The organism is Limimaricola sp., from assembly GCF_016125575.1.
Taxonomy (GTDB): domain Bacteria; phylum Pseudomonadota; class Alphaproteobacteria; order Rhodobacterales; family Rhodobacteraceae; genus WGLM01.
Map to the genome: position 1 here is coordinate 480916 of NZ_WGLM01000004.1, position 23070 is coordinate 503985.

Below are 23070 nucleotides of genomic sequence, written 5' to 3' on the forward strand. Positions count from 1 at the left end.
CATCTTGCCTGAAATACTCCGGGGGAGGGGCCGTTCGGCCCCCGGGGGCGGAGCCCCCTGGCTATGACTCGGGCCATTCGGCCCCGGGGGCGGAGCCCCCTCGCGCTCAGCTGCCGCCGTGCTGCCGCTCGATATAGCTGCGCATCTCCTCGGCCTCGTGCCGCACCTCGCGCAGCGCATCCATTGCCGCGCGCAATTCCGCCTCGGTCTGGCTCAGCTGGTTGGTCAGTTCCGCCTCGCGCTGCTGCAGGTAGGTGATCGCCTGATCGCGCGTTTCCTCGGCCTCGTGCAGGGCCTGCGCCATCCGGTCCAGCTCGCCGATATCGGCCTTGGTGACGCGGGTGAAACGGTTGACCAGCCAACTGGCGAACCAGCCAAGGCAGAAAGCCACGAAGAGGATGATCGCCGTGGCGATGATGAATTCGCTTCTGTTCACGTCACGTCCCCCGGCAGCCTTTGCTGCCTCTTGCTGATCTTTCCCGCATCAATCGCCCGATCCCTGGGGCGTCGCGCTGTCGGGCGCTGACGGCGGCACCGCGCCCGGCACGAAAACGCTGTCACCCGTCGCGGCATCGGCCGCTGGCGCTGCCGTTGCATCCGCCGGGGCAGGATCGTTCTGCGCAGCCGCTGCTGGCGCGGAATCGCCGCCTGCCGCGTCCTTTGCCGCGCCATCGCCTGATGCGCCATCCTTTGCCGCGCCCTCCGCGGCCGGATCGGGCAAAAGCGAGATGGCGATGCGGCGGTTCGCTTCGCGCCCGGCCTCGGTGCTGTTGTCGGCAATCGGGTCGGCCTCACCATAGCCCTGCGCGACAATACCCGAAATATCCACCCGACGGGTCCGCAATGCGGTCAGAACGGCATTGGCCCGGTCCTTGCTCAAGGCAAGGTTCATCTCGGCGCGGCCCTGGCTGTCGGTATAGCCTGCGATTTCAAGGTGCATCGGCGGGCACTTCTGCAGGATCGCCGCGATCGCATCGACCACCTTGAGGCTGTCGGCGGTGATCCGGGCCGAGCCGGGATCGAACAGGATCTTGGTATCTGCAGTCACCCCGTGGATCTGGTCGATGCAATCCTGTGGGCTGGGCATGTTCGCCATCGGGTCGGGCGGGGGCACGTAATCGACGTTGATGCGGAACTGCTGCGACTGGCCCACCTTGTCGACCAGCAGCTGCGAGATCTCGGCCCCGGCCGACGAACTGTCGGTCTTGCCGCTGACGGCAACGAGGTTGGGCGTGGCCTTGACCGTGCCTTCGGTCAACTTTGCCAGCGCATCAAGCGAGGCCAGAGCGCGAATCGTCCATGTTTCGGGCAGGCCGGGCACGACGCGTGTCTGCATCGTCACGTTGTCATGCCCGAAACGGGCATCAGCGTAGACGTTGACCAATGCGTTGGTCCGGTCGTCAGGCAGCTTGCCGCTGACCGTCACCTTACCGTCCGACGTCAGGACCGCGCCGAATTCCTGCGGCCCGGAATCGGTTTGCACCGTCTGGGGCTGCGGTAGCGTGGCCTTCAGCACGAAAAGGTCGGGCAGCGCGTTGTCCAGCTCGCCGACGACCTTGTCAAAAAGCGCCTGGTCGGTGCCTTGCTGGGCGACCAGCGAGACGTCGGCATCGGTCAGCGTGACCGCGCCGCCGCCCAATTCCTTGACGGCCTTGATCGACAGGGCCACCGCATCGCCCCATGTGCCCGAGGGCACGCCCAGAGCCAACAGGCAGCTGGCCTTGCCTTGCAGCCCTGCATCAACGGCGGCGGCCACGATCTTGGCCTCGGCGGCCTCGGTGTCGGCCGCGCAGGCATCGAACCGCGCGCGGCCGTTTTCCAAGACGAAGCGGGTGGTGAACGGACTGATCACCGGGCGCGGCGCGGACACGGTGACCGAAACGGCCACGTTGGTCGGCGCCAGCCGCGCCAGATCGGATTCCAGTCGTCGCTTCTGGTCAGCGCTATCGGCAATCGCCTCGATGCTGACCCTCCCGGCACTGACGGAGATCTTGCTGCGCGGCAGCTGGTCGAGCGCGCGCAGCGCGTAGGCCATCGACGGGTACCACGCATCTGGGATGGCATATCTTGCCTCTTCCAGCAGGTCCGTCACGGGCTTGTCGCCGGCGATCTTGCGGATGCGGTCGGACAGCGCGGTACGATCGTAATCGGTCGGGATCAGACCGATCAGCGACACGCCGCTATCGTTGCGCAGGATCTCGATCTTGAATTCGGGCGGCGCGATGCCCTGAGGATCGACCACCGTCATGTTGTCGATCACCCGGCTGGCATCCACCACGCTGCCCGCGATCGAAATCGCCTTGAAGCGGCGTGCTTCGGAAGGTGCCGTGCCCTCGATGATGACCTGCAGGCCGTCGCCCAGCACGCTCGTCCACTTGTCGCCCGCATCGATCAGCGCCTCCTGGACCGCGATGACCGATCGTTCCTCCACCACATTCACCGCCACGCGCGCCGCGGCAAATGACATCAGGGCGGCGACGAGGAAGACCGCGACGGTCAGGAAAAGCGAGGAAAGACGCATTCAGGCGAGGGCCTTCGCTGGGACAGCCCGGCCCTTCTATGGCGTGGTGCGGGCAAGTTCAATCAGAGCAGGGCCGCGACGGCGAAAAACAGCAAGGGGATCAGCCCGGCATCGCGGTTGGACCGGAACAGGCGCAGCAGGACCGCGCCGTCACCGGCGTCAAACCGGGTCAGTTGCCATGCCAGATGCCAGCCCAGCGCCCAGGCGCCGCCCAGCGCCACCACAAGCGACAGGACCGAACGTTGACCCACCGCCAGCAAGATCGCCAAGCCCATCAGCAGAACCGTTCCGGCGAGAAAGGCGCGCAGCCAGCGCGGCGTTGCCGCGCCGAACAACCGCGCGGTCGATTTCACCCCGATCAGTGCGTCGTCCTCGGTGTCCTGGTGGGCATAGATCGTGTCGTAGAACAGCGTCCAGCAGAGGCCCGCCGCATACAGCACGATGGCTGGCAGGCCCAGCGCGCCGGTATGGGCGGTCCATGCCAGCAGCGCACCCCAGTTGAACGCGATGCCCAGAAACACCTGCGGCCACCACGTAAACCGCTTGGCGAAGGGATAGACCGCCACGGGCACAAGCGCCACGATGCCCAGCGCGATCGCCGCGCCATTGAATGTCAGCAGAATGGCGAAGGCCACCAGCGCCTGTGCCACCATCCATGCCGCGGCACCCCGCGCGCTGACCTGCCCGGCGGGGATCGGGCGCGACCGGGTGCGTGCCACCTGCGCGTCAAAGTCGCGGTCCGTGATGTCGTTCCAGGTGCAGCCGGCGCCGCGCATCAGGAACGCGCCAAATGCACAGCCCAACGCGATCCATACATCACCCAGCCCCGCGCGCCCGTCCTGCAGTATCGCCAGCGCCAGCCCCCACCAGCACGGCAGCAGCAGCAGCCATGTCCCGATGGGCCGGTCCGCTCGGCTCAGCCGCAGGTAGGGGCGCGACCAAGCAGGTGCCAGACGGTCCACCCAGTTGCCGCGCACGGCATCGGCCACCTGCCCCACTGGCGCATGCGAATTCTCGGTCATATGGTCGGTCCCATGACAGCGAAGGTCAGGCTTTATGTAGAGCACCCGCTCGGGGCAGGGCAATCGGTTCCCCTGACCCCGCCGCAGGCGCATTATCTCTTCAACGTGATGCGTCTGGGTCCCGGTGCCGAGGTGCTTGTCTTCAATGGCCATGATGGTGAATGGGCCGCGGCCGTGGAAGGCGGCACCAAGCGTGGCGGCACGCTGGGCTGCGTCGCGCAGACCAAGGCCTTGCAGCTACCGCCCGATCTGTGGCTGATGTTCGCGCCGATCAAAAAGGCCCGGACCGACTTCATCGTCGAGAAGGCGGCCGAGATGGGCGCGGCGCGGATCATGCCGGTGATCACCGCCTTCACCAATGCCGAAAGGGTGCGCGCCGACCGTCTGCGCGCCCATGCCATCGAGGCGGCCGAGCAATGCGGCGGCACCGTGGTGCCGCAGGTCGACGAGGCGCAGAAAATGGGCGCCGTGCTGGACCATTGGCCCGAGGGCCGCCGGTTGATGTTCTGTGACGAGGCGCTTGTGGGCTCGGGAGCGGCCCTGCTTGACGCGCCGCGCGGTCCATGGGCGATTCTGATCGGTCCCGAGGGCGGTTTTTCGCCTGATGAACGCGCCCGGCTGCATGCACTGCCATTTGCCCATGCGGTCAGCCTTGGCCCTCGGATCCTGCGCGCCGACACCGCTGCCGTAGCTGCACTGACCCTCTGGCAGATGGCGCTGGGCGACTGGCGGGGGTTTTCCGGACCTGCCACCGCCCCTATCTAGAAGCGAGGGTCGAGGAGGCGCGCGCGATGGAATTCATGCGTCCAGAGGCGAAAGCCGCGCTCTGGCGCTGGCGCGAGGTGTTTGCGGCTTCTGCCGTGGTCCTTCTGGGGCTTTACTGGACGATCATCGCCTTCGGCGTCGCGCGCCTGTTCGGGGCCGTTGTTGCGGTACTTGGCATTGCTCTGGCCTTCACCGCGTTTCAGCGCCTGCGGTTTGCGCAGTCGGGGCTGGGTCCCGGCATCGTTCGGGTCGATGAACGGCGGCTGGAATATCTTGGCCCGCTGACCGGCGGCATCCTTGATCTGGATGACCTTGTCGCGGTCGAGCTTGAACCCAAGGCCCGTCCCGCCCCGCACTGGATCCTGACCGGGCCGGGGGGCCAGATGGTGGCGATCCCCGTCAACGCCGCCGGGGCAGAGGCGCTGTTCGATGTCTTCGCCGCCTTGCCCGGCATCCGCACCGGCGCGATGCTGGCCGCCCTCGAACACACGCCAAGCGCGCGCGTCACTGTCTGGCGCGCACCTGCCCATCGGCTTCAGCGCAGGCTGCATTGACTTCGGCTCCGGATCGCTTCACCTCTGCCGCCTGACCATCCATCCCAGCGGAGCCAGCCCCATGTCCATTCCCCAGTCCGGCGGCGGGCCGATCGAACGCCACGAACAACTGGCCGAGTATCTCGCCTCGGGCTGCAAGCCGAAAGAGAGCTGGCGCATCGGCACCGAGCACGAGAAATTCGGCTATCTCGAAGATACGCTGATGCCGCTGCCCTATGACGGCCCCCGCTCGATCGTGGCGATGTTCGAAGGGCTGATCGAAAAGTTTGGCTGGTCGCCCGTGACCGAACAGGGCCGGATCATCGGCCTGACCTATCCCGACGGCGCCAATATCAGCCTTGAACCGGGCGGGCAGTTCGAACTGTCGGGCGCGATGCTGGAAACCATTCACCAGACCTGCGACGAGGTGAACGAACACCTGCGCGAGGTGCACGAGATCGCCGACAAGATCGGCGCGCGCTTTATCGGGCTTGGCGCGGCACCGATCTGGACACACGACCAGATGCCGCTGATGCCCAAGGGCCGATACAAGCTGATGAATGCCTATATGGGCCGGGTCGGAACCCACGGCACGCAGATGATGCGCCGCACCTGTACGGTGCAGGTGAACCTCGATTTCTCGTCCGAGCCGGACATGGTGCAGAAGATGCGCGTTGCTCTGGCGCTACAGCCGGTGGCGACCGCGCTTTTCGCCAATTCGCCATTTTTCGAGGGCAAGCCGAACGGCATGAAAAGCTGGCGCTCGCGCATCTGGCGGGGCCTTGATGACAGCCGCACCGGCATGTTGCCATTCGTGTTCGAGGACGGTTTCGGCTTTGAGCGCTATGTCGAGTACATGCTCGATGTGCCGATGTACTTCGTCTACCGCGACGGCAAGTACATCGACGCGCTGGGCCAGTCCTTCCGCGATTTCCTGAAGGGCGAACTGCCCGCGCTGCCGGGCGAAAAGCCCACGCTGTCGGACTGGGCCGATCACCTGACCACCGCCTTCCCCGAGGCGCGGCTGAAGAAGTTCATCGAGATGCGCGGCGCCGATGGCGGGCCGTGGCGTCGCCTTTGCGCGCTGCCGGCGTTCTGGGTCGGGTTGATGTATGATCAGTCCGCACTGGACGCGGCTTGGGATCTGGTCAAGGGCTGGGACGCCGAGACCCGTGAGGGGCTGCGCGTGGCCGCGTCAGAGCAGGCGCTGGCGGCCAAGGTGAACGGCATCGACATGCAGGAATTGGCGCGCGAAGTGCTGGCAATCTCGGAATCGGGGCTTCGGGCGCGGGCGCGCCCCGGTGCCGGTGGGCTGATTCCCGACGAGACGCATTTCCTCGACGCGCTGAAGGAAACCGCCGAAACCGGGATCACCCCCGCAGACGAGTTGCTGGCCCACTACAATGGCGACTGGAACGGCGACCTGACCCGGATCTACGCCGACTACAGCTACTGAGACCGGGCTAAAGCGTTGCGGTGCTGGCCACCGGGTCGGGTCCGAAACGGTTCGGCCCCGGTGTGCCGCGCCCGACCAGCCAGACCAACAGCACGATAAAGCCCACGACAGGCACCAAGGCGATCAGCAGCCACCATGCGCTGCGGTCGTTGTCGTGCAGCCGCCGGGCCGCCACTCCCAATCCGGGCAGCAAGGTTACCAACATGAACAGTGTCGAGAATGGCGCAAAACCGGTGCTGCCGCTGATGCTGCCCGGTCCGACAACGGTGACCCCGAACAGCCGGATGTCGATGATCTCCAGCAGGAAGGTCACAACCATCACGAACAACACGAACCACCAGTATTCCGAGCGCGCTGCGCGGCCCGAGAAGGTGGCATATTTCCCAAAACAGGTCTGAATCGACTCGGTGAATGTCATTTGGTCCTCCACGGTCCCGTGATCACAGTGCCTGCGCCCTGCCCATCGCGCAAGTCTGGTATCCGCCGGGGTGACGGCATTGCGGCGCGCCACTTCGGCGCGTTAGGCTTTGGCAGGCGAAAGCCGCAAGAAGAGGGAGGATTTTTACATGCGTGATTTCTTCATTCGGTCGTTTGAGATGCTGATCAGCGTGATTTTGGCGCTGATCGCGCTGGGCATCCTGCTATTCGCCGGGTTCGTCGCCTTCGGCCAGCCGGGTGGGATGCAGGGCATGGGGCCAATGGGCGGAATGGGCCCGATGGCACAGGGCCCTCTGGCGGGCTTGCTGATCCTGATCGGTGGCGGGCTTTACCTGATCTTCATCGGTGGCCTGATGTATCTTGGTCTCGGGATCTACCACAACACGCGCCGCACCGCCGACGCGATCGAACGGATGGCCGGACAGCGTTAACGTCACAGGGCCAATCTATCCCGATTTGCCGCCAATCCGGCTTTCAGTGCCCGCGCGCAGGCGCTGGATATTGGCCCAGTGCCGGCCGTAGATCAGCACGGCCAGGAGCAGGCACAACAGCGCACCGGTGCCGTGACCCAGCAGCACGGCCCAGACGGGCGACAGGCCCGCCGCCGTCAGCGCGGCCAGCGACGAGTAACGGAACACCACGGCGATCAGCAGCCATGTGCCACAGGCCGCAAGGCCCACCGGCCAGGCCCAGGCCAGCAGGATGCCAAGGAAGGTTGCCACGCCCTTGCCGCCGCGAAAGCCCAGCCAGACCGGGAAGCAATGGCCAAGGAAGGCGCCCAGCGCCGCCAGTTGCACCGCGTCGGGCGCGGCCAGCCAGCGCGCCAACAGCACCGCCACCGCGCCCTTGCCGCCATCGAGCAGCAGCGTCAGCGCGGCAGCGCCCTTGTTGCCGGTGCGCAGCACGTTGGTGGCCCCGATATTGCCCGAGCCGATTTTGCGGATGTCGCCAAGGTTCATCGCCCGCGCGATCAGCAGTCCGAACGGGACCGAGCCCAGCAGGTAGCCAAGCACCACCCAGAGGATCAGGACCGACCCCGCGCTTGTCAGTTCCGGCATCACGCCCTCCCCGAAACGTCCACCCCGGCAACCCAGGTGCCCCGCACCTTGCCCTGCAACCGGGCGCCGTCAAAGGGGGTATTCTTCGATTTTGACAGAAGGTTCGCCCGGTCCAGCACGAAGGGTGCGTCGGGGTCAAACAGGACAAGGTCCGCCGGTGCGCCGTCAAGCAATCGTCCGGTCGGCAGGCCCAACCGCCGCGACGGATTGAGTGACAGCGCCGCGAACAGGCGCGGCAGGTCGATCTGGCCCGCGTGGTACAGCCGCAGCGCCGCAGGCAGCAGCGTTTCCAGCCCCACCGCGCCCGCCGCGGCCTCTTCGAAGGGCAGGCGCTTGCTTTCCTCGTCCTGCGGCGTGTGCATCGAGCAGATGATGTCGATCAGCCCTTCGGACAGCGCCTGCACCACGGCCAGTCGGTCATCCTCGGACCGCAGCGGCGGGGTCAGCTTGAAGAAGGTCCGGTAATCGGCCACGTCCATGTCGTTCAACGTCAGGTGATGGATGCTGACGCCGGCGGTGATGTTCAGGCCGTTGCGCTTGGCGCGTTCCAGTGCGGGCAGGGCGCGGGCCGTAGTGATCTGGTCGGCATGGTATTTCGCCCCGGTCATTTCCAGCAGCGAGATATCGCGGTCCAGCCCCATCCGCTCGGCCATCGGGCTGACGGCGGGCAGGCCGCGCAGGCTGGCGAACTTGCCGCTGGTCATCGCCGCGCCCGCAGACAGCCCCGGTTCCTGCACATGGCCGATCACCAGCGCATCCAGCGCGCGGGCATAGGACAGTGCGCGCGACAGTACCTTGGTGTCTGTCACCACGCGGAACGCATCGGTAAAGGCGACCGCGCCCGCATCCTGCATCAGCCCGATCTCGGTCATCTCGCGGCCCTGCCGGCCCTTGGTCAGCGCCGCCATCGGCAGGACCCGCACGGGCGAGGCTTCGGCCGCGCGGCGCGAGACGAACTCCAGGATCTCCGGCGTGTCGATGGCGGGCGAGGTATCGGGGCGGGTGACGATGGTGGTCACGCCGCCCGCCGCCGCCGCACGGCCCGCGGTGCGGAACGATTCCTTGTGCCGCTCGCCCGGCTCGCCGATCTTAACGCCGATATCGACGATCCCCGGCGCAAGGCACAGGCCGCCACAGTCGATCACCCGCGCGCCCTTGTGACGGGCCTGCATGGTTTCGGGCGCCTCGGTGCAGACCTCGACGATCACGCCGTCGCGCACCAGCAGTGCGCCGGGCCCGTCGCGCAGCGCAACCGGGTCGATCAGCCGTGCATTGGCAAAAAGCGTCTCAGACATCGCCCGTTTCCCTACCTTGCGATCCAGACCATCAGGCCCATGAACCCCAGCATCGCCACCAGCGCGATCAGCGCCACCATGCCCATCGCGCGCCGGTCTGTCCCGCCGTTGGCGGGCGAGGCCATCACGCCTTTAGCGCCCTCTGCCGGCAACGGCTCGAACTGCACCGCGGGGCGGGCCACGTCGAACGTGCCCACCAGCGCCAGCCGTGCATCGGGCCGCAGCAGCGCAGCCTGCCCCCGGAACGCCGCCGAGGGCACCACGAGGACATGGCCTTTCAGCGCATCCAGTCGCGCCGTTTCAGGCTCGACCTGTTTTGCCTGCGCGCCTTGCCCCTCGACGAGGTACAGCGCCAGTCCCAGCGGCGCGAGATCGTCCAGCGCGATCCAGTCCAGCCGCCCGATGTCGAGGTCGGGACATTCCAGCAGCGCCGCCGCTTCGACCAGCGTCAGCACGCGGCTGCCCGGCGCGGGCGGCTCCATGGCAAAGACGCGGATCTTGTCGCGCTCGCCCGCCGGAATGCTGACCAGAACGCTCAAACCGTCACGCCCTTGGGGGCCCGCGCCGCGCGCAGGTTGCGCGCCAGCAGGTCCATCGCCGCCATCCGCACCGCCACGCCCATTTCCACCTGCGTCTGGATCACGCTGCGGTTGATGTCGTCGGCCAGCGTCCCGTCAATCTCGACGCCCCGGTTCATCGGGCCGGGATGCATCACGATGGCGTCGGGTTTTGCATGGGCCAGCTTGGCAGCGTCAAGCCCGTAGCGGTGGAAATACTCGCGCTCTGACGGGATGAAGCCGCCATCCATCCGCTCCTTCTGCAGGCGCAGCATCATCACCACGTCGACGTCCTTCAGCCCCTTGGCCATGTCGTCGTACACCTCGACGCCGAAATCGGCGATGCCGGTCGGCATCAGCGTGGGCGGGCCGATCAGCCGCACGCGGTTTTCCATCTTGCCCAGAAGCAGGATGTTGGACCGCGCCACGCGGGAATGGGCGATGTCGCCGCAGATCGCCACGTTCAGCCGGTGCAACCGCCCCTTGGCGCGCCGGATCGTCAGTGCGTCCAGCAAGGCCTGCGTGGGATGTTCGTGCCGCCCGTCGCCGGCGTTCAGCACGGCGCAGTTCACCTTCTGCGCCAAGAGGTCCACCGCGCCTGACTGGCCGTGGCGCACGACCAGCAGGTCGGGCCGCATCGCGTTCAGCGTCAGGGCGGTGTCGATCAGCGTCTCGCCCTTGTTCAGGCTGGACTGCGACATCGCCATGCTCATCACGTCCGCACCTAGCCGTTTGCCGGCCAACTCGAAACTCGCCTGCGTGCGGGTCGAGGATTCGAAGAACATGTTGATCTGCGTCAGGCCCGCCAGCACGTCGCGGTGCCACTCGCCCCGCCGATTATGCTCGGCATACTGGTCGGCCAGGTCCAGCAGGCTGCGGATTTCGTCGGGGTGAAGCTGTTCGATCCCCAGAAGGTGCTGTGTGCGCAATGTCATGGCCGTCCCGGTCTGGCTGTCGCGCGGTTATAGGAAGCCGGGCCGGGCCGGGCAAGGCTGCCCATGCGTCGCGGCCCCTTTCGCCCCTGCACATCGGCAGGAAACCGGCCTATTGTCGCGGCATGGAAACGGGCATTGATCATCGCGCGGCGCGGGCGCTGCTGGAATGGCAAATGGAACTCGGCGCGGACGAGGCGATTCTCGACGCGCCCGTCGATCGGTACAGTCTCGACCCCGCGCCCGCGCCCGTGTCGGCCGCTGCCCGACCCGCCAGCCCTCCCCCGGCGCTGCCCGAGGCCAAGGCCGATCCGGTAACCGAGGCGCGCAGCGCTGCGGCCGCCGCGCCCGATCTTGCCGCGCTTGCGGACGCGCAGGCGGCCTTTGAGCATTGCGAACTCAAACGTGGCGCGCGCAACTTCGTCTTTGCCGATGGCGACCCCGCCGCGCGGGTGATGATCATCGGCGAGGCGCCGGGGCGCGAAGAAGACATTGAAGGACGCCCCTTCGTCGGCCGCGCGGGGCAGTTGCTTGACAAGATGCTGACAGCCATAGGGATGTCGCGCACCGCGCCCGACCACGACCGTGCTGTCTACATCGCCAATATCCTGCCTTGGCGCCCGCCGTCGAACCGCACGCCGGATGCGGCCGAGATCGCGATGATGCTGCCGTTCGTCGAGCGGCATGTCGCACTGGCCAATCCCGATATCGTCGTGCTGATGGGCAACACGCCATGTCAGGCGCTGCTGGGTCAGACCGGCATCACCCGGCTGCGCGGCCGCTGGGCCGAGGTGCTGGGCCGCCCGGCGCTGCCCACCTTCCACCCCGCCTACCTGCTGCGCACGCCTTCGGCCAAGCGCGAGGCATGGGCCGACCTGCTGACACTGAAGGCACGGCTTGAGGGCAAGGGATGATCGTCGATCCCCTGACGCTGGCCACCTTCGTGCCGCTTGCGCTGGCGCTGAACCTGACACCGGGGGCGGACATGTTGTTCTGCCTGGCCCAAGGCATGCGCGGCGGCGCCCGTCCGGCGCTGGCCGCGGCAGCCGGTGTGTCGCTGGCGTCGATGGTCAATGTGGCACTTGCGGGGCTGGGCCTTGGCGCGCTGATCGCAGCAGAGCCACGCCTGTTCGCGGCCATCCGCTGGGCCGGCGTGGCCTACCTGCTCTGGCTGGGCTGGAAGACGTGGCATAGCGGATTGGCACGGGCCGACGCGCCGCCGGTGCGCCCCTCCCGCGCGCTGCGCGACGGGATGCTGGTGAACCTGTCGAACCCGAAGGTGATCTTTTTCATCCTCGCCTTCATCCCGCAATTCGTGGACCCCGCGCGCGGCCCGATTCTGCCGCAGTTCCTTGTCCTCGGCGCGATTCCGGCCATCGGCGGTTTCCTCGTCAATGGCACGGTCGGGGCGTTTGCGGGCTCGATCGGCCGCGCCCTGGCCCGCGACGTGCGGATCGAGCGGGTGCTGCGCCGCGTTTCAGCCTCCGTCTTCGGCCTGCTGGCCGTCAAACTTGCCCCCGAAAGCCACCCGTCATGACCGCCCCCGAAAGAGCCTTCCTGCCCGTCCGCATCGCCGTCCTGACCGTCAGCGATACCCGCACGCCCCAGACCGACCGGTCGGGCGATACGCTGGCCGAACGGATCACCGCCGCGGGCCATCTCCTTGCCGCGCGCGACATCCTGCCCGACGACCGCGCGCAGATCGCCGCGCGGTTGCGGCAATGGTGCGCCGATCCGGGCATCGACGTGGTGCTATCCACCGGCGGCACCGGCCTGACCGGGCGCGACGTGACCGTCGAGGCGCATCGCGATGTCTACGAGAAAGAGATCGAGGCCTTCGGCACCGTCTTTACCATCGTCAGCATGCAGAAGATCGGGACCAGCGCGGTGCAAAGCCGTGCAACCGGCGGCGTGGCGATGGGCACCTACCTGTTCGCGCTGCCCGGCAGCCCCGGCGCCTGCCGCGATGCCTGGGACGAGATCCTGGCCCCGCAACTCGACTACCGGCACAAGCCCTGCAACTTCGTCGAGATCATGCCGCGGCTGGACGAGCACCTGCGGCGGAAATAGACGGCGTCAGCCGCCAGTGCAGCCGGTAATATCCACCGCCTCGTCGCGGCCCAGCACCGTGATGCGCAGCGACGACCGGTCGAGCATCAGCGGCTCACCCGCAGGCGGCGCCATCTCGGCGGTCGCGGTCAGCACACCACCGTCGCGATGTGTCACCGGCTCGGACACCCAGACACGCGGATCGCCCGCCTCGATCACCACGTTTTCGGGCGCGCCGGCAGACGGCATGGAAATCTGCGCGGTCAGGCGCAGCCGATCCCCGGCGGGCGTTGTCCGGCAGGTGACGCCGCGCACCTTTGCGTCGTCAGCACTCAGCGGCTGGTCCAGCATTGCGCCAAGGATCACGGCGTCACGTTTGGGCTGGTCGGGCAGGTCTGCTGCAAAATCGAGGCTGACAGGCATGCACACATCCTGACAAACGCCGATGTCCAGCGTGCCTTGCAGTCGCGCTGGCCCGGCCTGAGGCAACGTGACCTTCACCGGGATCACCACTTGGTTTGTATAGCCGATGGTGCGCATACCGCCCGAATCGAAAACCTCGGGCACCGGCCAGAGAAACGTCGCGCCAGCAACGTTGCGCGATCCGGCCCACGTCACCTGCGGCGGAATCCCCGCATCGCCCGGACTGCGCCAGTAGGTGTGCCAGCCCGGCGCCAGAACCAGCCGCAAGGCGGCCATCTGGTGCCCGTCCGGCATACGCCAGCCCGGCAGCACCGTAACGGCGGCCACCTGCGACGGCAGCCCTTCGGCCTGCACGGCGACGGGTGCGGCAAAGCCGGCAAGACCGGCAAGAAGGATGGCGAGGCGGCGCATGGTCATCACATGAGGGCCCGATCCTGCAATGTGAAGTCACGTTGCGGCGATCCTTCGCAGCGGCGCCCCTTGCCTGTGGTTCGCAGGCATCACATCTTGGGGACATGCGGAACGAAAGCGCCAATTTCGTTGGAAAACTGCTGATCGCCATGCCCGGCATGGAGGATCCGCGGTTTCATCACGCGGTCATCTTCATCTGCGCCCATTCCGAGGATGGCGCGATGGGCCTGATCGTGAACAAGCCCACGCCCGAGATCCGCTTTACCGACCTGCTGGAACAGTTGCAAATCACGCCAGAGCCGTGCTTGCGCGACATCCGCGTGCATTTCGGCGGTCCGGTCGAGAACGCGCACGGCTTCGTGCTGCACTCGGCCGACTACCGCTCGGGCAAAGGCACGGTGACGGTGGACGACACCACATCAATGACCGCCACGCTGGATGTGCTTGAGGATATCGCGCATGGCCGAGGCCCCGAGAAATCCATGCTGGCGCTGGGCTATGCCGGCTGGGGGCCGGGCCAGCTGGAAGGCGAGATCGGCCGTAACGGCTGGCTTACCGCCGATTCCCGGCGCGACATCCTGTTCGGCCGCGCGAACGATCATAAATGGTCGGCCGCGCTGAAACAGCTGGGCATCGACCCGCTGACGCTGTCGGCGCAGTCCGGGCGAGCCTGACCCTTGCTGACGCCTTCCAACTGATCCGGGCCCCGCGCACATTCCTGAGAATGTAGCATCGATGGATGTGAGGGCCTGAGAGGTCGCGAGGATCAGGTCCAGGCGATCGCAGTACCGAGCAGAACAAGGCCGATGCCGGCAGTTTCTCGCGCGGAATAGGCCTCGTTGAAATGCAGTAATGATGCGGCCCCGATGATCACGACCTCGGCGCTGAGAATGCCGACATAGATTAGGCCAAGTCTCTCATTCTGAAGGGCGACCAACTCGAAGGCGCCGGCTGAAAGCAGAGTGACGACAATCAGCGCGGTGAGGCCTGGGGTTGGCACGCTCCACCAATACTTCATCGCCACCATCGAAACGCAATAAAAGACAGCGGAAATAATCGCAAAAACTAAGACAGAGTTCAAAACAGGTCCTCCAAAATCCCAAGAAGGGCGGCACGGAAAATGAACATAAAGAAATTGAGGGTACGATATCCGGCCACTTGAAGGAAGTTGGCAAAGCCATGTTGCGCATCTGAGTGAAGTTTCAAACGGGTCGCCTGCCGTCACGGAAACCGCAGGCTACATCCGCTTTGCGCCATGGAACGATCGGTCACTCTGTCGGGATTGATCCCGGAGCGTCAGCCGCCGGGCTGACCGATCACTGCCGACAGGATTGCCTTGGCACTGTCGCTGGACCAGTCGGCGTCGCCCTGAAGGCGGCCGACCTCCTGTCCTTGCCTGTCAACAATCAGGGTCACCGGCAGGCCGAGAATGCCAGCCTTGCGCGCGATCTGTTGCTGTGGGTCCATGTATCGCGGCAGGTTCTTCACCCCGATCTCGTCGAAAAACCGTGCCACCGCGTCAGGGCTGTTGCGGCCCGTGGCAATGGTGACGACCTGAAACTGATCGCTGCCCAGGGCCGTTTGCAGCGCCGCCAGTGTCGGCATTTCCTTACGGCAGGGTGCGCACCACGTGGCCCAGAAATTGACCAGCAGGACCTTACCCTTGAGGTTTTCGAAGCTCACCGACTTGCCTGCCTCATCGGTGAAGCTGTCCGTGGGCAGCGGTACGGGTTTGTCCGAGAGGGCCAGCTTTTGCATGTCACCGGAGCGAAGTGCCGCCAGCGCCGAGGTGTCGGCAGAGGCGGCCTGCGCGGGCGCGTTTGCAGGCGGCGTGCGGGACGTATAAAGAACCGCGGCAACGGCCACCGCGGCAATCGCCACGACTGTGGCAAGGATCAGAACGGGGCGCTTCAAATGACCAAGACCTCCAATGCGATGTGGGGCGGCCGGTTCGCCGCCGGGCCGGACGCGATCATGGAGGCGATCAATGCCTCGATCGGGTTCGACCGGCGCCTTGCCGCGCAGGACATCGCGGGCTCGCGCGCCCATGCCGCCATGCTTGCCGCCACGGGCATCGTATCCGATAGCGACGCCGACGCCATCCGGGAAGGGCTTCTCACGATCTTGTCAGAGATCGAGGCGGGCGAGTTTGCTTTTTCGACCGCGCTGGAAGACATCCACATGAACGTCGAGGCGCGGCTGCGCGAGCTGATCGGCGCGCCCGCCGGCCGGTTGCACACCGCGCGCTCGCGCAACGACCAGGTCGCGGTGGACCTGCGGCTTTGGGTGCGCGAACAATGCGATGCCGTCGATACCGCGCTGGCCGCGCTGATGCGCGCGCTGGTGGGGCAGGCCGCGCAGGGGGCGGACTGGGTGATGCCGGGCTTCACCCACCTGCAGGTCGCGCAGCCTGTGACATGGGGCCACCACATGCTGGCCTATGTCGAGATGTTCGCGCGCGACCGCGGCCGCTTTGCCGATGCCCGTGCCCGGATGAACGAAAGCCCGCTGGGCGCCGCCGCACTCGCCGGCACCTCCTTCCCGATCGACCGGCACATGACCGCCGCCGCGCTGGGCTTTGACCGGCCGATGGCCAACAGCCTCGATGCCGTGTCGGACCGCGACTTCGCGCTGGAATTCCTTGCCGCCGCCAGCATCTGCGCGATGCATCTCAGCCGCCTGGCCGAAGAGCTGGTGATCTGGTCCTCGGCGCAGTTCCGCTTCGTGAAGATGTCCGACCGCTGGTCCACCGGCAGCTCGATCATGCCGCAAAAGCGCAACCCCGATGCCGCCGAACTGATCCGCGCCAAGATCGGCCGCATCTTCGGGGCCAATGTGGCGCTGATGACGGTGATGAAGGGCCTGCCGCTGGCCTATGGCAAGGACATGCAGGAGGACAAGGAACAGGTCTTCGACGCCGCCGACAACCTGATGCTGGCGCTGGCCGCGATGACCGGCATGGTCGCCGACATGACCGCGCAGAAGGACGTGCTGCGCGGCGCCGCCGCCACCGGGTTTTCCACCGCGACGGACCTTGCCGACTGGTTGGTGCGTACGCTGGGCCTGCCCTTCCGCGAGGCGCATCACGTCACCGGTGCGCTGGTGGCCGAGGCCGAGGCGCGCGGGGGCGACCTGTCCGACTTGCCACTGGACGCGATGCAGGCAGTGCACCACCTTATCACCGCGGATGTCTTTACCGTGCTGGGGGTCGAGAACTCGGTCGCCTCGCGCACCAGCTACGGCGGCACCGCGCCCGCAAACGTGCGCGCACAGATCGCGCGCTGGGAGGAGGTGCTGAAATGAGAACGATGCTCGCCCTTGTCACGCTGGCCGTGCTGGCCGCCTGCGGCGCGGACGGCGCGCCGACGCCGCCGAAACCGGCCGTCAGCGGCTCAATCACCATGGGGGTCAACCTCTGATGGCCCCGATGCGCCTTGTCTATGCCGCGCTGGCGCTTTGGGGCGCGATCCACCCGATGGCGTGGTTCCTGTCCTACATGCGCGACACCGGCACCGGCCTCGGCGGGCTGATCGACGCGTGGTATGTCAACGCCTCGACCACAGGCCTGACGTGGGATCTCACGATTGCGGCCATCGCCGTGACGGTCTGGGTGCTGGCCGAGGTCAGCCAACGCCGCAACTGGTTGGCGCTGATCGCGATCCCGGCGACCTTCGGCATCGGCGTCAGCTGCGGCCTGCCGCTTTACCTGTTCCTGCGCTCGGCCCCGGCCAAGTAACCCTTGGGCACGCCGCCGCTTCTGCTATGACGCGCGGACAGGCCGCGCAAAGGTGACCCTTGGACCATTTCCTTTACCGCAACGGGCAGCTTCATGCCGAGGACGTGCCACTGGCCGAGATCGCGGCCAGCGTCGGCACGCCGGTCTACGTCTATTCCGCGGCCACCTTGTTGCGCCATTATCGCCTGTACGACGAGGCGCTGGCAGGCATGCCCCACCACGTTTGTTTCGCGATGAAGGCCCTGTCGAACCTCGCCGTCGTCAAGCTTTTGGGCGATGCCGGCGCCGGGGCCGACGTGGTGTCCGAAGGCGAATACCGCCGCGCCCGCGCCGCCGGCATCCCGGGCGACCGGATCGTGTTCTCCGGTGTCGGCAAGACGCGCGCCGAAATGCGCGTGGCCCTCGAAGGTGGTATTCGTCAGTTCAACGTCGAGAGCGAGCCCGAGATGGACGCGCTTAATGCCGTCGCGCTGTCGCTTGGCACCGTCGCGCCCATCACCGTGCGGGTGAACCCGGATGTAGACGCGCGCACCCATGCGAAAATCGCCACCGGCAAGTCGGAGAACAAGTTCGGCATCCCGATTTCCCGGGCCCGCGCAGTCTATGCCCATGCTGCCGGTTTGCCGGGGCTGAAAGTGGTCGGCATCGACGTGCATATCGGCAGCCAGCTGACCGAGCTTGAACCTTTCGAATCGGCCTATCAGAAGGTCGCCGCGCTGGCGCTGGCGCTGCGTGCCGACGGGCACGAAATTTCGCGCCTCGACCTTGGCGGGGGGCTGGGCATTCCCTACGCTCGCTCCAATGTCGCGCCCCCGCTGCCCTCGGACTACGGCGCGCTGATCCGCCGCACCGTGGGAGATCTTGGCTGCGAGATCGAGATCGAGCCAGGGCGGCTGATCGCCGGAAATGCGGGGATCCTGCTGACGCGGGTGATCTATGACAAGGCTGGCGAGGGGCGCGATTTCCTCATCGTCGATGCCGCGATGAACGACCTGATCCGCCCCGCCATGTACGACGCCCACCACGACATCGTCCCGGTGATCGAGCCTGACCCGGACCTTGACCCGCGAGCTTATGACGTGGTCGGCCCGGTCTGCGAAACTGGCGATACCTTCGCGCGGGGCCGCATGCTGCCGCCGCTGGCGCCGGGTGATCTGGTCGCCTTCCGTTCTGCCGGAGCCTATGGCGCGGTCATGGCCAGCGAATACAACTCTCGCCCGCTGGTGCCCGAGGTGCTGGTGCAGGGCGACCGTTTCGCGGTGATCCGCCGACGCCCGACATTTGACGAAATGCTGGCCCGCGATACCATTCCAGAATGGCTCTGATATGCTAGGCTTCCTGGCAAGAACGGGAGAAAGTCACTGAGCGACCCTACAGACCCCATCGCGCATCTGCGCAGGCCTGTCCTGCTGACGCGGGCCGGCCTCGCCGCCGAACGGGCCGTTCGGGCGTTCTGGCCGTTCTGGACGACGCTTTTTGTCATCCTTGCTCCGCTGATGTTCGGCTGGCAGGATCTGTTGCCGCTGGAATTGGCATGGGCCGGTGTCGTGGTGGCCGCCGCGGCGTTGGTCGTGACGGCTGCGATCGGCCTGCGCCGCTTCCGCTGGCCCACCACGGACGAGGCGCTGGCGCGGCTCGATGCCAGCCTGCCGGGCCGTCCGCTGGCGGCGATGGCCGACACCCAGGCCATCGGCCTGCGCGATCCGGCCTCGGCCGCGGTCTGGATGGCGCACAAGGCGCGGATGGCGGCGCGCACGCTGGGGGTTCGCGCGGTCGAACCGGATCTGCGCGTCTCGGCGCGTGATCCATACGGCCTGCGGTATCTGGCGCTGCTGTTTTTCATCACGGCGCTTCTCTTCGGGTCGTTCTGGCGTCTGGGAGAGCCGCCGGTTGCGCCCGGCGGCGTGCAGGTCGCCGCAGCCGGCCCCGCTTGGGAGGGCTGGATTCAGCCGCCCGCCTATACCGGCAAACCCTCGCTTTACCTTGCCGATCAGCCACCGGGCCGTCTCGCGGTGCCAGTGGGCAGCACCATTACCTTGCGGCTTTACGGCGACGTGGGCGCGCTGACCGTGGCCGAAACCGTGTCTGGGCGCACGGGGGAGGTGGGCAGCGCCAGCGACCCGCAACAGACCTTCAACGTGACGCAGGCTGGCACCCTTTCCATCGACGGGGCCGAGGGCGCGAAATGGAACGTGGTGACCGTGCCCGACCAGCCGCCAAGCGTTACCGTCACCGGCCCGGTTTCGGCCGATGCCAAGGGTCAGATGACGCTGCCTTTCAGCGCCAAGGACGATTACGGCGTGCGCGCGGGAAGTGCGACCATCGCGCTGGATCTGTCCGCTGTCGACCGCCGCTATGGCCTGGCCACCGAACCTGATCCGCGTCCCGCGCTGGTGCTGGACCTGCCGATGCCGATTTCCGGTGACCGCGCCGCCTTTGACGAGGCACTGATCGAGAACCTCAGCGAGGATCCGTTGGCAAACCTGCCCGTCACCGTCACCTTGCAGGTCACCGATGCCGCCGGCCAGACCGGGAGTGCTGCACCGCAAAAGATGGTCTTGCCCGGCCGTCGCTTCTTCCAGCCGATCGCCCGCGCGGTCATCGAACAGCGGCGCGATCTGTTGTGGGCCAAGGCCAACGCGCCGCAGGTGGCCGAGCTTCTGCGCGCCGTAATGAACCGGCCCGATGGGTTCTTCCCGAACGAAACCACTTACCTGCGCCTGAAGGTCACCATCGCGGACCTTGAGAAATACACCGCCGCCGGGCTGACTGACGCCAACCAGACCGAGATTGCCAAGTCGCTTTGGGATCTTGCCGTGCAGCTGGAAGACGGCACGCTGGCAGACGCCCGTGCCCGTCTGCAACGCGCGCAGGACCGGTTGGCCGAGGCGATGAAAAACGGCGCCAGCGATGCAGAAATCGCAGCCCTGATGCAAGAACTGCGCGACGCGATTGACGCCTATACCAACATGCTGGCGCAGAACGCGCAGCCCGGTCAGGACCAGACCGATCAGCCACAATCGGCCCAGAACGATGCAACGCAGATCACCCGCGATCAGCTGCAGGCGATGATGGACCGCATTCAGGAGCTGATGCAGGAAGGCAAGATGGCCGAGGCCCAGCAATTGATGGACCAGCTCAACCAGTTGATGGAGAACCTGCAGGTGACGCTGGGCAACGGGCAGGGCAACGGCCCGCCGACGCCCGGCCAGCAGTCGATGCAGAACCTCCAGCAAACCCTGCGCGATCAGCAGGGCCTGTCCGACCGGGCCTTCCGTGACTTGCAGGACCAGTTCAACGGCGGCCAACAGGGCCAGCAGCAGCCCGGCCAGCCGGGCCAGCGGCCCGGCCAGCAACAGGGTCAGCAACAGGGTCAGCAACCGGGGCAGGGTGGCCAGCAGGGGCAGGCACCCGGCATCGGCGCCAATCCACAGGATGGACAGCAGCAGGGCAACGGCGCGGGCGGCGAATCGCTTGGTCAAAGCCTTGCCGACCGCCAGCAGGCGCTCCGGCAGGAATTGCAGCGCCAGCAGCAGGCCCTGCCGGGCATGACCGGCGATCAGGCCGACGCCGCGCGCCGCGCGCTCGATCAGGCCGGCCGCGCGATGGACGGGGCCGAACAGGCCTTGCGCGACGGCAATCTTGCCGACGCCATCGACAAACAGGCACAGGCGATGAACGCGCTGCGCGAAGGGTTGCGCAACCTTGGTCAGGCGCTGGCGCAGAACGGTGGAGATCAGCCTCAGGGGCAGGGCGCTCAGCCCGGTCAGGCCACCGGCAAGATCGAGCCGTCGCGCCGTGACCCGCTGGGGCGCCAACTGGGCGACAGCGGCCAGTACGGCACGTCCGAGAACATGTTGCAGGGTCCCGACATCTATCGGCAGGCGCAAAATCTGCTTGATGAGATTCGCCGCCGTGCGGCCGAACAGAACCGCCCGGATGCCGAGCTGAATTACCTCAAGCGGTTGCTACAGCAGTTCTAGCTTCCGGGCCCGTCCGGTTGCGAGGGGCCAAGGCGCTGCGTCAGGGCCATCATCTGCTGGTCCAGCCAGGCACGTCCCTGGTCGACCGTGCTGACATAGACGCGCATCACAGGGGCCGCCGCCGGCACTGCCGCGACGATCCTGTCAGACGTGCTGTAGGCCAGCGTCAACAGCGCCGCGGCCATCAACACGGTCGAGAAGCCAAGGCGAAAACCGCGTCCGCCATTGCCGCTCGGGGTCGCGGCGGTATCGGTGCTGTTTTTCTCGCCGGTCGGGCGCAGGGTGGAGTTGATCTGTTCGATGTCCGGCAGACGGTTGCGCCGTGCACTTTCGCCACCCGGTTCGGGCGCCGGCGGCTCCTCCGTCGTGGTGGTGGAACTGGCGCCGGCCGCCTCTTCTCCGCGCAAACGGGCCATGCGGCGGCGCGCCTCGTCGGCGCGGCGGCTGTTGAGGTCCGCCGTGGGCAGGCCCAACTCGTCTTGCGTCTGCAGGCCGGTTGCGGCCTCTGCCTGCCGCTGGGCCGCCTCGCGCGCGGCCTCCTCGCGCAGCACCTGCGCGACATCGGGGTCGATCGCCTTGCGCTGTTGCGGTGGCTGCTGTTGCGCTGGCGGCGCGGCGTCGGGCGGCATCTTGGGCGGAGGTGACTCCTCGCTCTGCCCACCCATCGCCCGGCCAATCGCCGCGACCACGTCATCTTCGCTGTCGGTGCTGTCCTCTTGCGCCGCGGCTGGCGGCGGCGCAGCCGGTTCGGCGGGCGCGTCGGGCGCGTCGGGCGCGTCGGGGGCTGGCGGCGGGGCCAATTCCTCTTCCGACAGGTCTTCGTCGAAAATATCATCCTCGGGCGGAACTGCGGGCGGCGCGGCCTCAACCTCGGTCGCTGCCTGACCGCTCTGGGCGAACCATGTATGACCGCAACTTGAACATTGCACGTCGCGGCCCGACGCCGGGATCACGTCATCCGCCACTTCGTATTGTGCGCCGCAATTGGGGCAGATCAACCTCATTGCGCGTTACCTTCCTGCCTATGCCTGCCGGAGCTTTGCGCATCCGTTGACATGTTCTAGCAACCATTCGGCCCGGCGCAAAGCATTAGCGCCGGCGGCACGCCGCCCATGCGCTGGCCCGACGCGCCGGCAGGGCGATTGAAACCGGGGGGCGAATTGGGCACAAGTGCCGGGAAGAACCCGGAGCGCGCGCGTGATCGAGCTTGAGAATGTGGCCTACAGCTATGGCGGCGCCGAGCTTTTCGCCGAGGTATCGCTGGCCATCACGCCCGGCTCGTTCCATTTCCTCACCGGCCCGTCCGGCGCAGGCAAGACGACTTTCCTGAAACTTTGCTACGGTGATCTGACTGCGACAGCCGGGCGCGTTGGCCTGTTCGGCAAGGACCGGCGCGACATGACCCGTGACGACGTGGCACTCGCCCGTCGCCGTATAGGTGTTGTCCATCAGGACTGTCAGTTTCTCGACCACCTGCCGCTGGCCGAAAACGTGGCCCTGCCGCTCAGCGTCTCGGGACGCACCGCCGAGGCGGACGGAAACCTGAACGATCTGCTGGCCTGGGTCGGCCTTGCCGCACAGGCGCGCCAGTTGCCGCCGCAGCTGTCGGGGGGCGAACGGCAGCGTGCCGCGCTGGCGCGCGCTGTCATCATGTCGCCCGACCTGATCATCGCAGATGAGCCCACGGGCAACATCGACTGGGAGATGTCACAGCGCCTGCTGACGCTGCTGGTCGAATTGAACCGCATGGGCAAGGCCGTGATGATCGCCACCCATGACCTCAATCTCATCCGTGCCGCCAAGGCGCAGGTCTCTGCCCGCGTGCTGCGCCTGCGGGGCGCGCGTCTTGTTGCTGCGGGGGCCGAGTTGTGAGGGTCGAGATCGGGCGTGT

Annotated in this window: 25 protein-coding genes; 13 read left to right on the forward strand and 12 right to left on the reverse strand. The window is 66.8% G+C overall.

Annotated elements, in window-relative coordinates:
* Nucleotides 1–106: 106 nt before the first annotated feature.
* The 3 genes from GC146_RS09295 to ubiA form a co-directional block, all read right to left on the reverse strand.
* The gene (locus GC146_RS09295; RefSeq protein ID WP_291837317.1) at nt 107–436 is read right to left on the reverse strand and encodes a hypothetical protein; all 330 of its coding nucleotides are present in this window, start codon (nt 434–436) and stop codon (nt 107–109) included.
* 48 nt (nt 437–484) lie between these two features.
* Nucleotides 485–2521 (reverse strand): OmpA family protein, encoded by a 2037-nt coding sequence (locus tag GC146_RS09300; protein ID WP_291837318.1) that lies wholly within the window; start codon nt 2519–2521, stop codon nt 485–487.
* Nucleotides 2522–2583: 62 nt separating this feature from the next.
* A complete protein-coding gene (ubiA, locus tag GC146_RS09305; protein WP_291837320.1) occupies nt 2584–3543 on the reverse strand; it encodes a 4-hydroxybenzoate octaprenyltransferase in 960 nt (319 codons plus the stop codon).
* Nucleotides 3544–3555: 12 nt separating this feature from the next.
* On the opposite strand from ubiA, the gene GC146_RS09310 reads away from it, so the two are divergent.
* From GC146_RS09310 to GC146_RS09320, 3 genes are all read left to right on the forward strand, one after another.
* Nucleotides 3556–4308, forward strand: coding sequence for a 16S rRNA (uracil(1498)-N(3))-methyltransferase (locus GC146_RS09310; protein ID WP_291837322.1), 753 nt, complete (start codon nt 3556–3558; stop codon nt 4306–4308).
* Between the two features lie 26 nt (nt 4309–4334).
* Entirely contained in the window at nt 4335–4862 is a 528-nt protein-coding gene (locus tag GC146_RS09315; RefSeq protein WP_291837324.1) for a hypothetical protein, read from the forward strand.
* Between the two features lie 61 nt (nt 4863–4923).
* On the forward strand, nt 4924–6297 hold the full coding sequence (locus GC146_RS09320; RefSeq protein ID WP_291837326.1) for a glutamate--cysteine ligase: 1374 nt from the start codon (nt 4924–4926) through the stop codon (nt 6295–6297).
* Nucleotides 6298–6304: 7 nt separating this feature from the next.
* Here GC146_RS09320 and GC146_RS09325 read toward each other — a convergent pair whose 3' ends face one another.
* Entirely contained in the window at nt 6305–6715 is a 411-nt protein-coding gene (locus GC146_RS09325; RefSeq protein WP_291837328.1) for a DUF805 domain-containing protein, read from the reverse strand.
* A 148-nt stretch (nt 6716–6863) separates the two neighbouring features.
* Here GC146_RS09325 and GC146_RS09330 point away from each other — a divergent pair, with 148 nt between their 5' ends.
* A complete protein-coding gene (locus GC146_RS09330; RefSeq protein WP_291837330.1) occupies nt 6864–7166 on the forward strand; it encodes a hypothetical protein in 303 nt (100 codons plus the stop codon).
* 15 nt (nt 7167–7181) lie between these two features.
* Here the strand turns inward: GC146_RS09330 and plsY are convergent, their stop codons facing one another.
* From plsY to GC146_RS09350, 4 genes are read right to left on the reverse strand one after another with little or no spacing between them, the layout of a single operon-like run.
* Nucleotides 7182–7793, reverse strand: coding sequence for a glycerol-3-phosphate 1-O-acyltransferase PlsY (gene plsY, locus GC146_RS09335; protein WP_291837332.1), 612 nt, complete (start codon nt 7791–7793; stop codon nt 7182–7184).
* Nucleotides 7793–9088, reverse strand: coding sequence for a dihydroorotase (gene pyrC / locus GC146_RS09340; protein WP_291837334.1), 1296 nt, complete (start codon nt 9086–9088; stop codon nt 7793–7795). Before pyrC ends, plsY begins: the two co-directional genes overlap by 1 nt.
* Nucleotides 9089–9099: 11 nt before the next feature.
* Entirely contained in the window at nt 9100–9627 is a 528-nt protein-coding gene (locus tag GC146_RS09345) for a hypothetical protein (protein ID WP_291837336.1), read from the reverse strand.
* Nucleotides 9624–10580, reverse strand: coding sequence for an aspartate carbamoyltransferase catalytic subunit (locus tag GC146_RS09350; RefSeq protein ID WP_291837337.1), 957 nt, complete (start codon nt 10578–10580; stop codon nt 9624–9626). The genes GC146_RS09345 and GC146_RS09350 overlap by 4 nt, the downstream gene beginning before the upstream one ends.
* A 122-nt stretch (nt 10581–10702) precedes the next feature.
* Here GC146_RS09350 and GC146_RS09355 point away from each other — a divergent pair, with 122 nt between their 5' ends.
* The 3 genes from GC146_RS09355 to moaB are packed head-to-tail and all read left to right on the forward strand — an operon-like array spanning nt 10703 to nt 12647.
* Entirely contained in the window at nt 10703–11491 is a 789-nt protein-coding gene (locus GC146_RS09355) for a uracil-DNA glycosylase (protein WP_291837340.1), read from the forward strand.
* Nucleotides 11488–12114 carry a LysE family translocator gene (locus GC146_RS09360; protein WP_291837342.1) on the forward strand — a complete coding sequence of 209 codons (627 nt, stop codon included), beginning with the start codon at nt 11488–11490 and terminating at the stop codon, nt 12112–12114. The genes GC146_RS09355 and GC146_RS09360 overlap by 4 nt, the downstream gene beginning before the upstream one ends.
* Entirely contained in the window at nt 12111–12647 is a 537-nt protein-coding gene (gene moaB, locus GC146_RS09365) for a molybdenum cofactor biosynthesis protein B (RefSeq protein WP_291837344.1), read from the forward strand. The genes GC146_RS09360 and moaB overlap by 4 nt, the downstream gene beginning before the upstream one ends.
* 6 nt (nt 12648–12653) lie before the next feature.
* On the opposite strand, the gene GC146_RS09370 is transcribed toward moaB, so the two are convergent.
* A complete protein-coding gene (locus GC146_RS09370; RefSeq protein WP_291837345.1) occupies nt 12654–13466 on the reverse strand; it encodes a protein-disulfide reductase DsbD domain-containing protein in 813 nt (270 codons plus the stop codon).
* A gap of 98 nt (nt 13467–13564) precedes the next feature.
* Between GC146_RS09370 and GC146_RS09375 the strand changes: the two genes are divergently transcribed.
* Nucleotides 13565–14134: a YqgE/AlgH family protein gene (locus tag GC146_RS09375; RefSeq protein ID WP_291837347.1), complete on the forward strand. Its 570-nt coding sequence runs from the start codon at nt 13565–13567 to the stop codon at nt 14132–14134.
* A gap of 92 nt (nt 14135–14226) precedes the next feature.
* Here the strand turns inward: GC146_RS09375 and GC146_RS09380 are convergent, their stop codons facing one another.
* Together GC146_RS09380 and GC146_RS09385 are read right to left on the reverse strand one after the other, a co-directional pair.
* Nucleotides 14227–14487: a hypothetical protein gene (locus tag GC146_RS09380; protein WP_291837349.1), complete on the reverse strand. Its 261-nt coding sequence runs from the start codon at nt 14485–14487 to the stop codon at nt 14227–14229.
* Nucleotides 14488–14756: 269 nt separating this feature from the next.
* Nucleotides 14757–15374 (reverse strand): TlpA disulfide reductase family protein, encoded by a 618-nt coding sequence (locus GC146_RS09385; RefSeq protein ID WP_291837351.1) that lies wholly within the window; start codon nt 15372–15374, stop codon nt 14757–14759.
* Here GC146_RS09385 and argH point away from each other — a divergent pair, their 5' ends adjacent.
* From argH to GC146_RS09405, 4 genes are all read left to right on the forward strand, one after another.
* Nucleotides 15375–16763 (forward strand): argininosuccinate lyase, encoded by a 1389-nt coding sequence (gene argH / locus GC146_RS09390; protein ID WP_291837353.1) that lies wholly within the window; start codon nt 15375–15377, stop codon nt 16761–16763.
* Between the two features lie 115 nt (nt 16764–16878).
* Entirely contained in the window at nt 16879–17196 is a 318-nt protein-coding gene (locus tag GC146_RS09395) for a DUF2834 domain-containing protein (protein ID WP_291837355.1), read from the forward strand.
* Nucleotides 17197–17255: 59 nt separating this feature from the next.
* Nucleotides 17256–18521 (forward strand): diaminopimelate decarboxylase, encoded by a 1266-nt coding sequence (gene lysA / locus GC146_RS09400; RefSeq protein ID WP_291837357.1) that lies wholly within the window; start codon nt 17256–17258, stop codon nt 18519–18521.
* 57 nt (nt 18522–18578) lie between these two features.
* Entirely contained in the window at nt 18579–21179 is a 2601-nt protein-coding gene (locus GC146_RS09405) for a TIGR02302 family protein (protein WP_291838502.1), read from the forward strand.
* Here GC146_RS09405 and GC146_RS09410 read toward each other — a convergent pair.
* Nucleotides 21176–22183, reverse strand: a complete 1008-nt coding sequence (locus GC146_RS09410) for a zinc-ribbon domain-containing protein (protein WP_291837359.1) — start codon at nt 22181–22183, stop codon at nt 21176–21178. The genes GC146_RS09405 and GC146_RS09410 overlap by 4 nt on opposite strands.
* Nucleotides 22184–22376: 193 nt before the next feature.
* On the opposite strand from GC146_RS09410, the gene GC146_RS09415 reads away from it, so the two are divergent.
* Nucleotides 22377–23051 carry an ATP-binding cassette domain-containing protein gene (locus GC146_RS09415; protein ID WP_291837361.1) on the forward strand — a complete coding sequence of 225 codons (675 nt, stop codon included), beginning with the start codon at nt 22377–22379 and terminating at the stop codon, nt 23049–23051.
* The last annotated feature ends 19 nt before the right edge of the window (nt 23052–23070 follow it).

Bases quoted from the DNA above. Each gene is read 5' to 3' on its own strand.
- GC146_RS09300 (WP_291837318.1), bottom strand. From the start codon at position 2,521: ATGCGTCTTTCCTCGCTTTTCCTGACCGTCGCGGTCTTCCTCGTCGCC.
- ubiA (WP_291837320.1), bottom strand. From the start codon at position 3,543: ATGACCGAGAATTCGCATGCGCCAGTGGGGCAGGTGGCCGATGCCGTG.
- GC146_RS09310 (WP_291837322.1), top strand. From the start codon at position 3,556: ATGACAGCGAAGGTCAGGCTTTATGTAGAGCACCCGCTCGGGGCAGGG.
- GC146_RS09315 (WP_291837324.1), top strand. From the start codon at position 4,335: ATGGAATTCATGCGTCCAGAGGCGAAAGCCGCGCTCTGGCGCTGGCGC.
- GC146_RS09320 (WP_291837326.1), top strand. From the start codon at position 4,924: ATGTCCATTCCCCAGTCCGGCGGCGGGCCGATCGAACGCCACGAACAA.
- GC146_RS09325 (WP_291837328.1), bottom strand. From the start codon at position 6,715: ATGACATTCACCGAGTCGATTCAGACCTGTTTTGGGAAATATGCCACC.
- GC146_RS09330 (WP_291837330.1), top strand. From the start codon at position 6,864: ATGCGTGATTTCTTCATTCGGTCGTTTGAGATGCTGATCAGCGTGATT.
- plsY (WP_291837332.1), bottom strand. From the start codon at position 7,793: ATGCCGGAACTGACAAGCGCGGGGTCGGTCCTGATCCTCTGGGTGGTG.
- pyrC (WP_291837334.1), bottom strand. From the start codon at position 9,088: ATGTCTGAGACGCTTTTTGCCAATGCACGGCTGATCGACCCGGTTGCG.
- GC146_RS09350 (WP_291837337.1), bottom strand. From the start codon at position 10,580: ATGACATTGCGCACACAGCACCTTCTGGGGATCGAACAGCTTCACCCC.
- GC146_RS09355 (WP_291837340.1), top strand. From the start codon at position 10,703: ATGGAAACGGGCATTGATCATCGCGCGGCGCGGGCGCTGCTGGAATGG.
- GC146_RS09360 (WP_291837342.1), top strand. From the start codon at position 11,488: ATGATCGTCGATCCCCTGACGCTGGCCACCTTCGTGCCGCTTGCGCTG.
- moaB (WP_291837344.1), top strand. From the start codon at position 12,111: ATGACCGCCCCCGAAAGAGCCTTCCTGCCCGTCCGCATCGCCGTCCTG.
- GC146_RS09370 (WP_291837345.1), bottom strand. From the start codon at position 13,466: ATGACCATGCGCCGCCTCGCCATCCTTCTTGCCGGTCTTGCCGGCTTT.
- GC146_RS09375 (WP_291837347.1), top strand. From the start codon at position 13,565: ATGCGGAACGAAAGCGCCAATTTCGTTGGAAAACTGCTGATCGCCATG.
- GC146_RS09380 (WP_291837349.1), bottom strand. From the start codon at position 14,487: ATGGTGGCGATGAAGTATTGGTGGAGCGTGCCAACCCCAGGCCTCACC.
- argH (WP_291837353.1), top strand. From the start codon at position 15,375: ATGACCAAGACCTCCAATGCGATGTGGGGCGGCCGGTTCGCCGCCGGG.
- GC146_RS09395 (WP_291837355.1), top strand. From the start codon at position 16,879: ATGGCCCCGATGCGCCTTGTCTATGCCGCGCTGGCGCTTTGGGGCGCG.
- GC146_RS09410 (WP_291837359.1), bottom strand. From the start codon at position 22,183: ATGAGGTTGATCTGCCCCAATTGCGGCGCACAATACGAAGTGGCGGAT.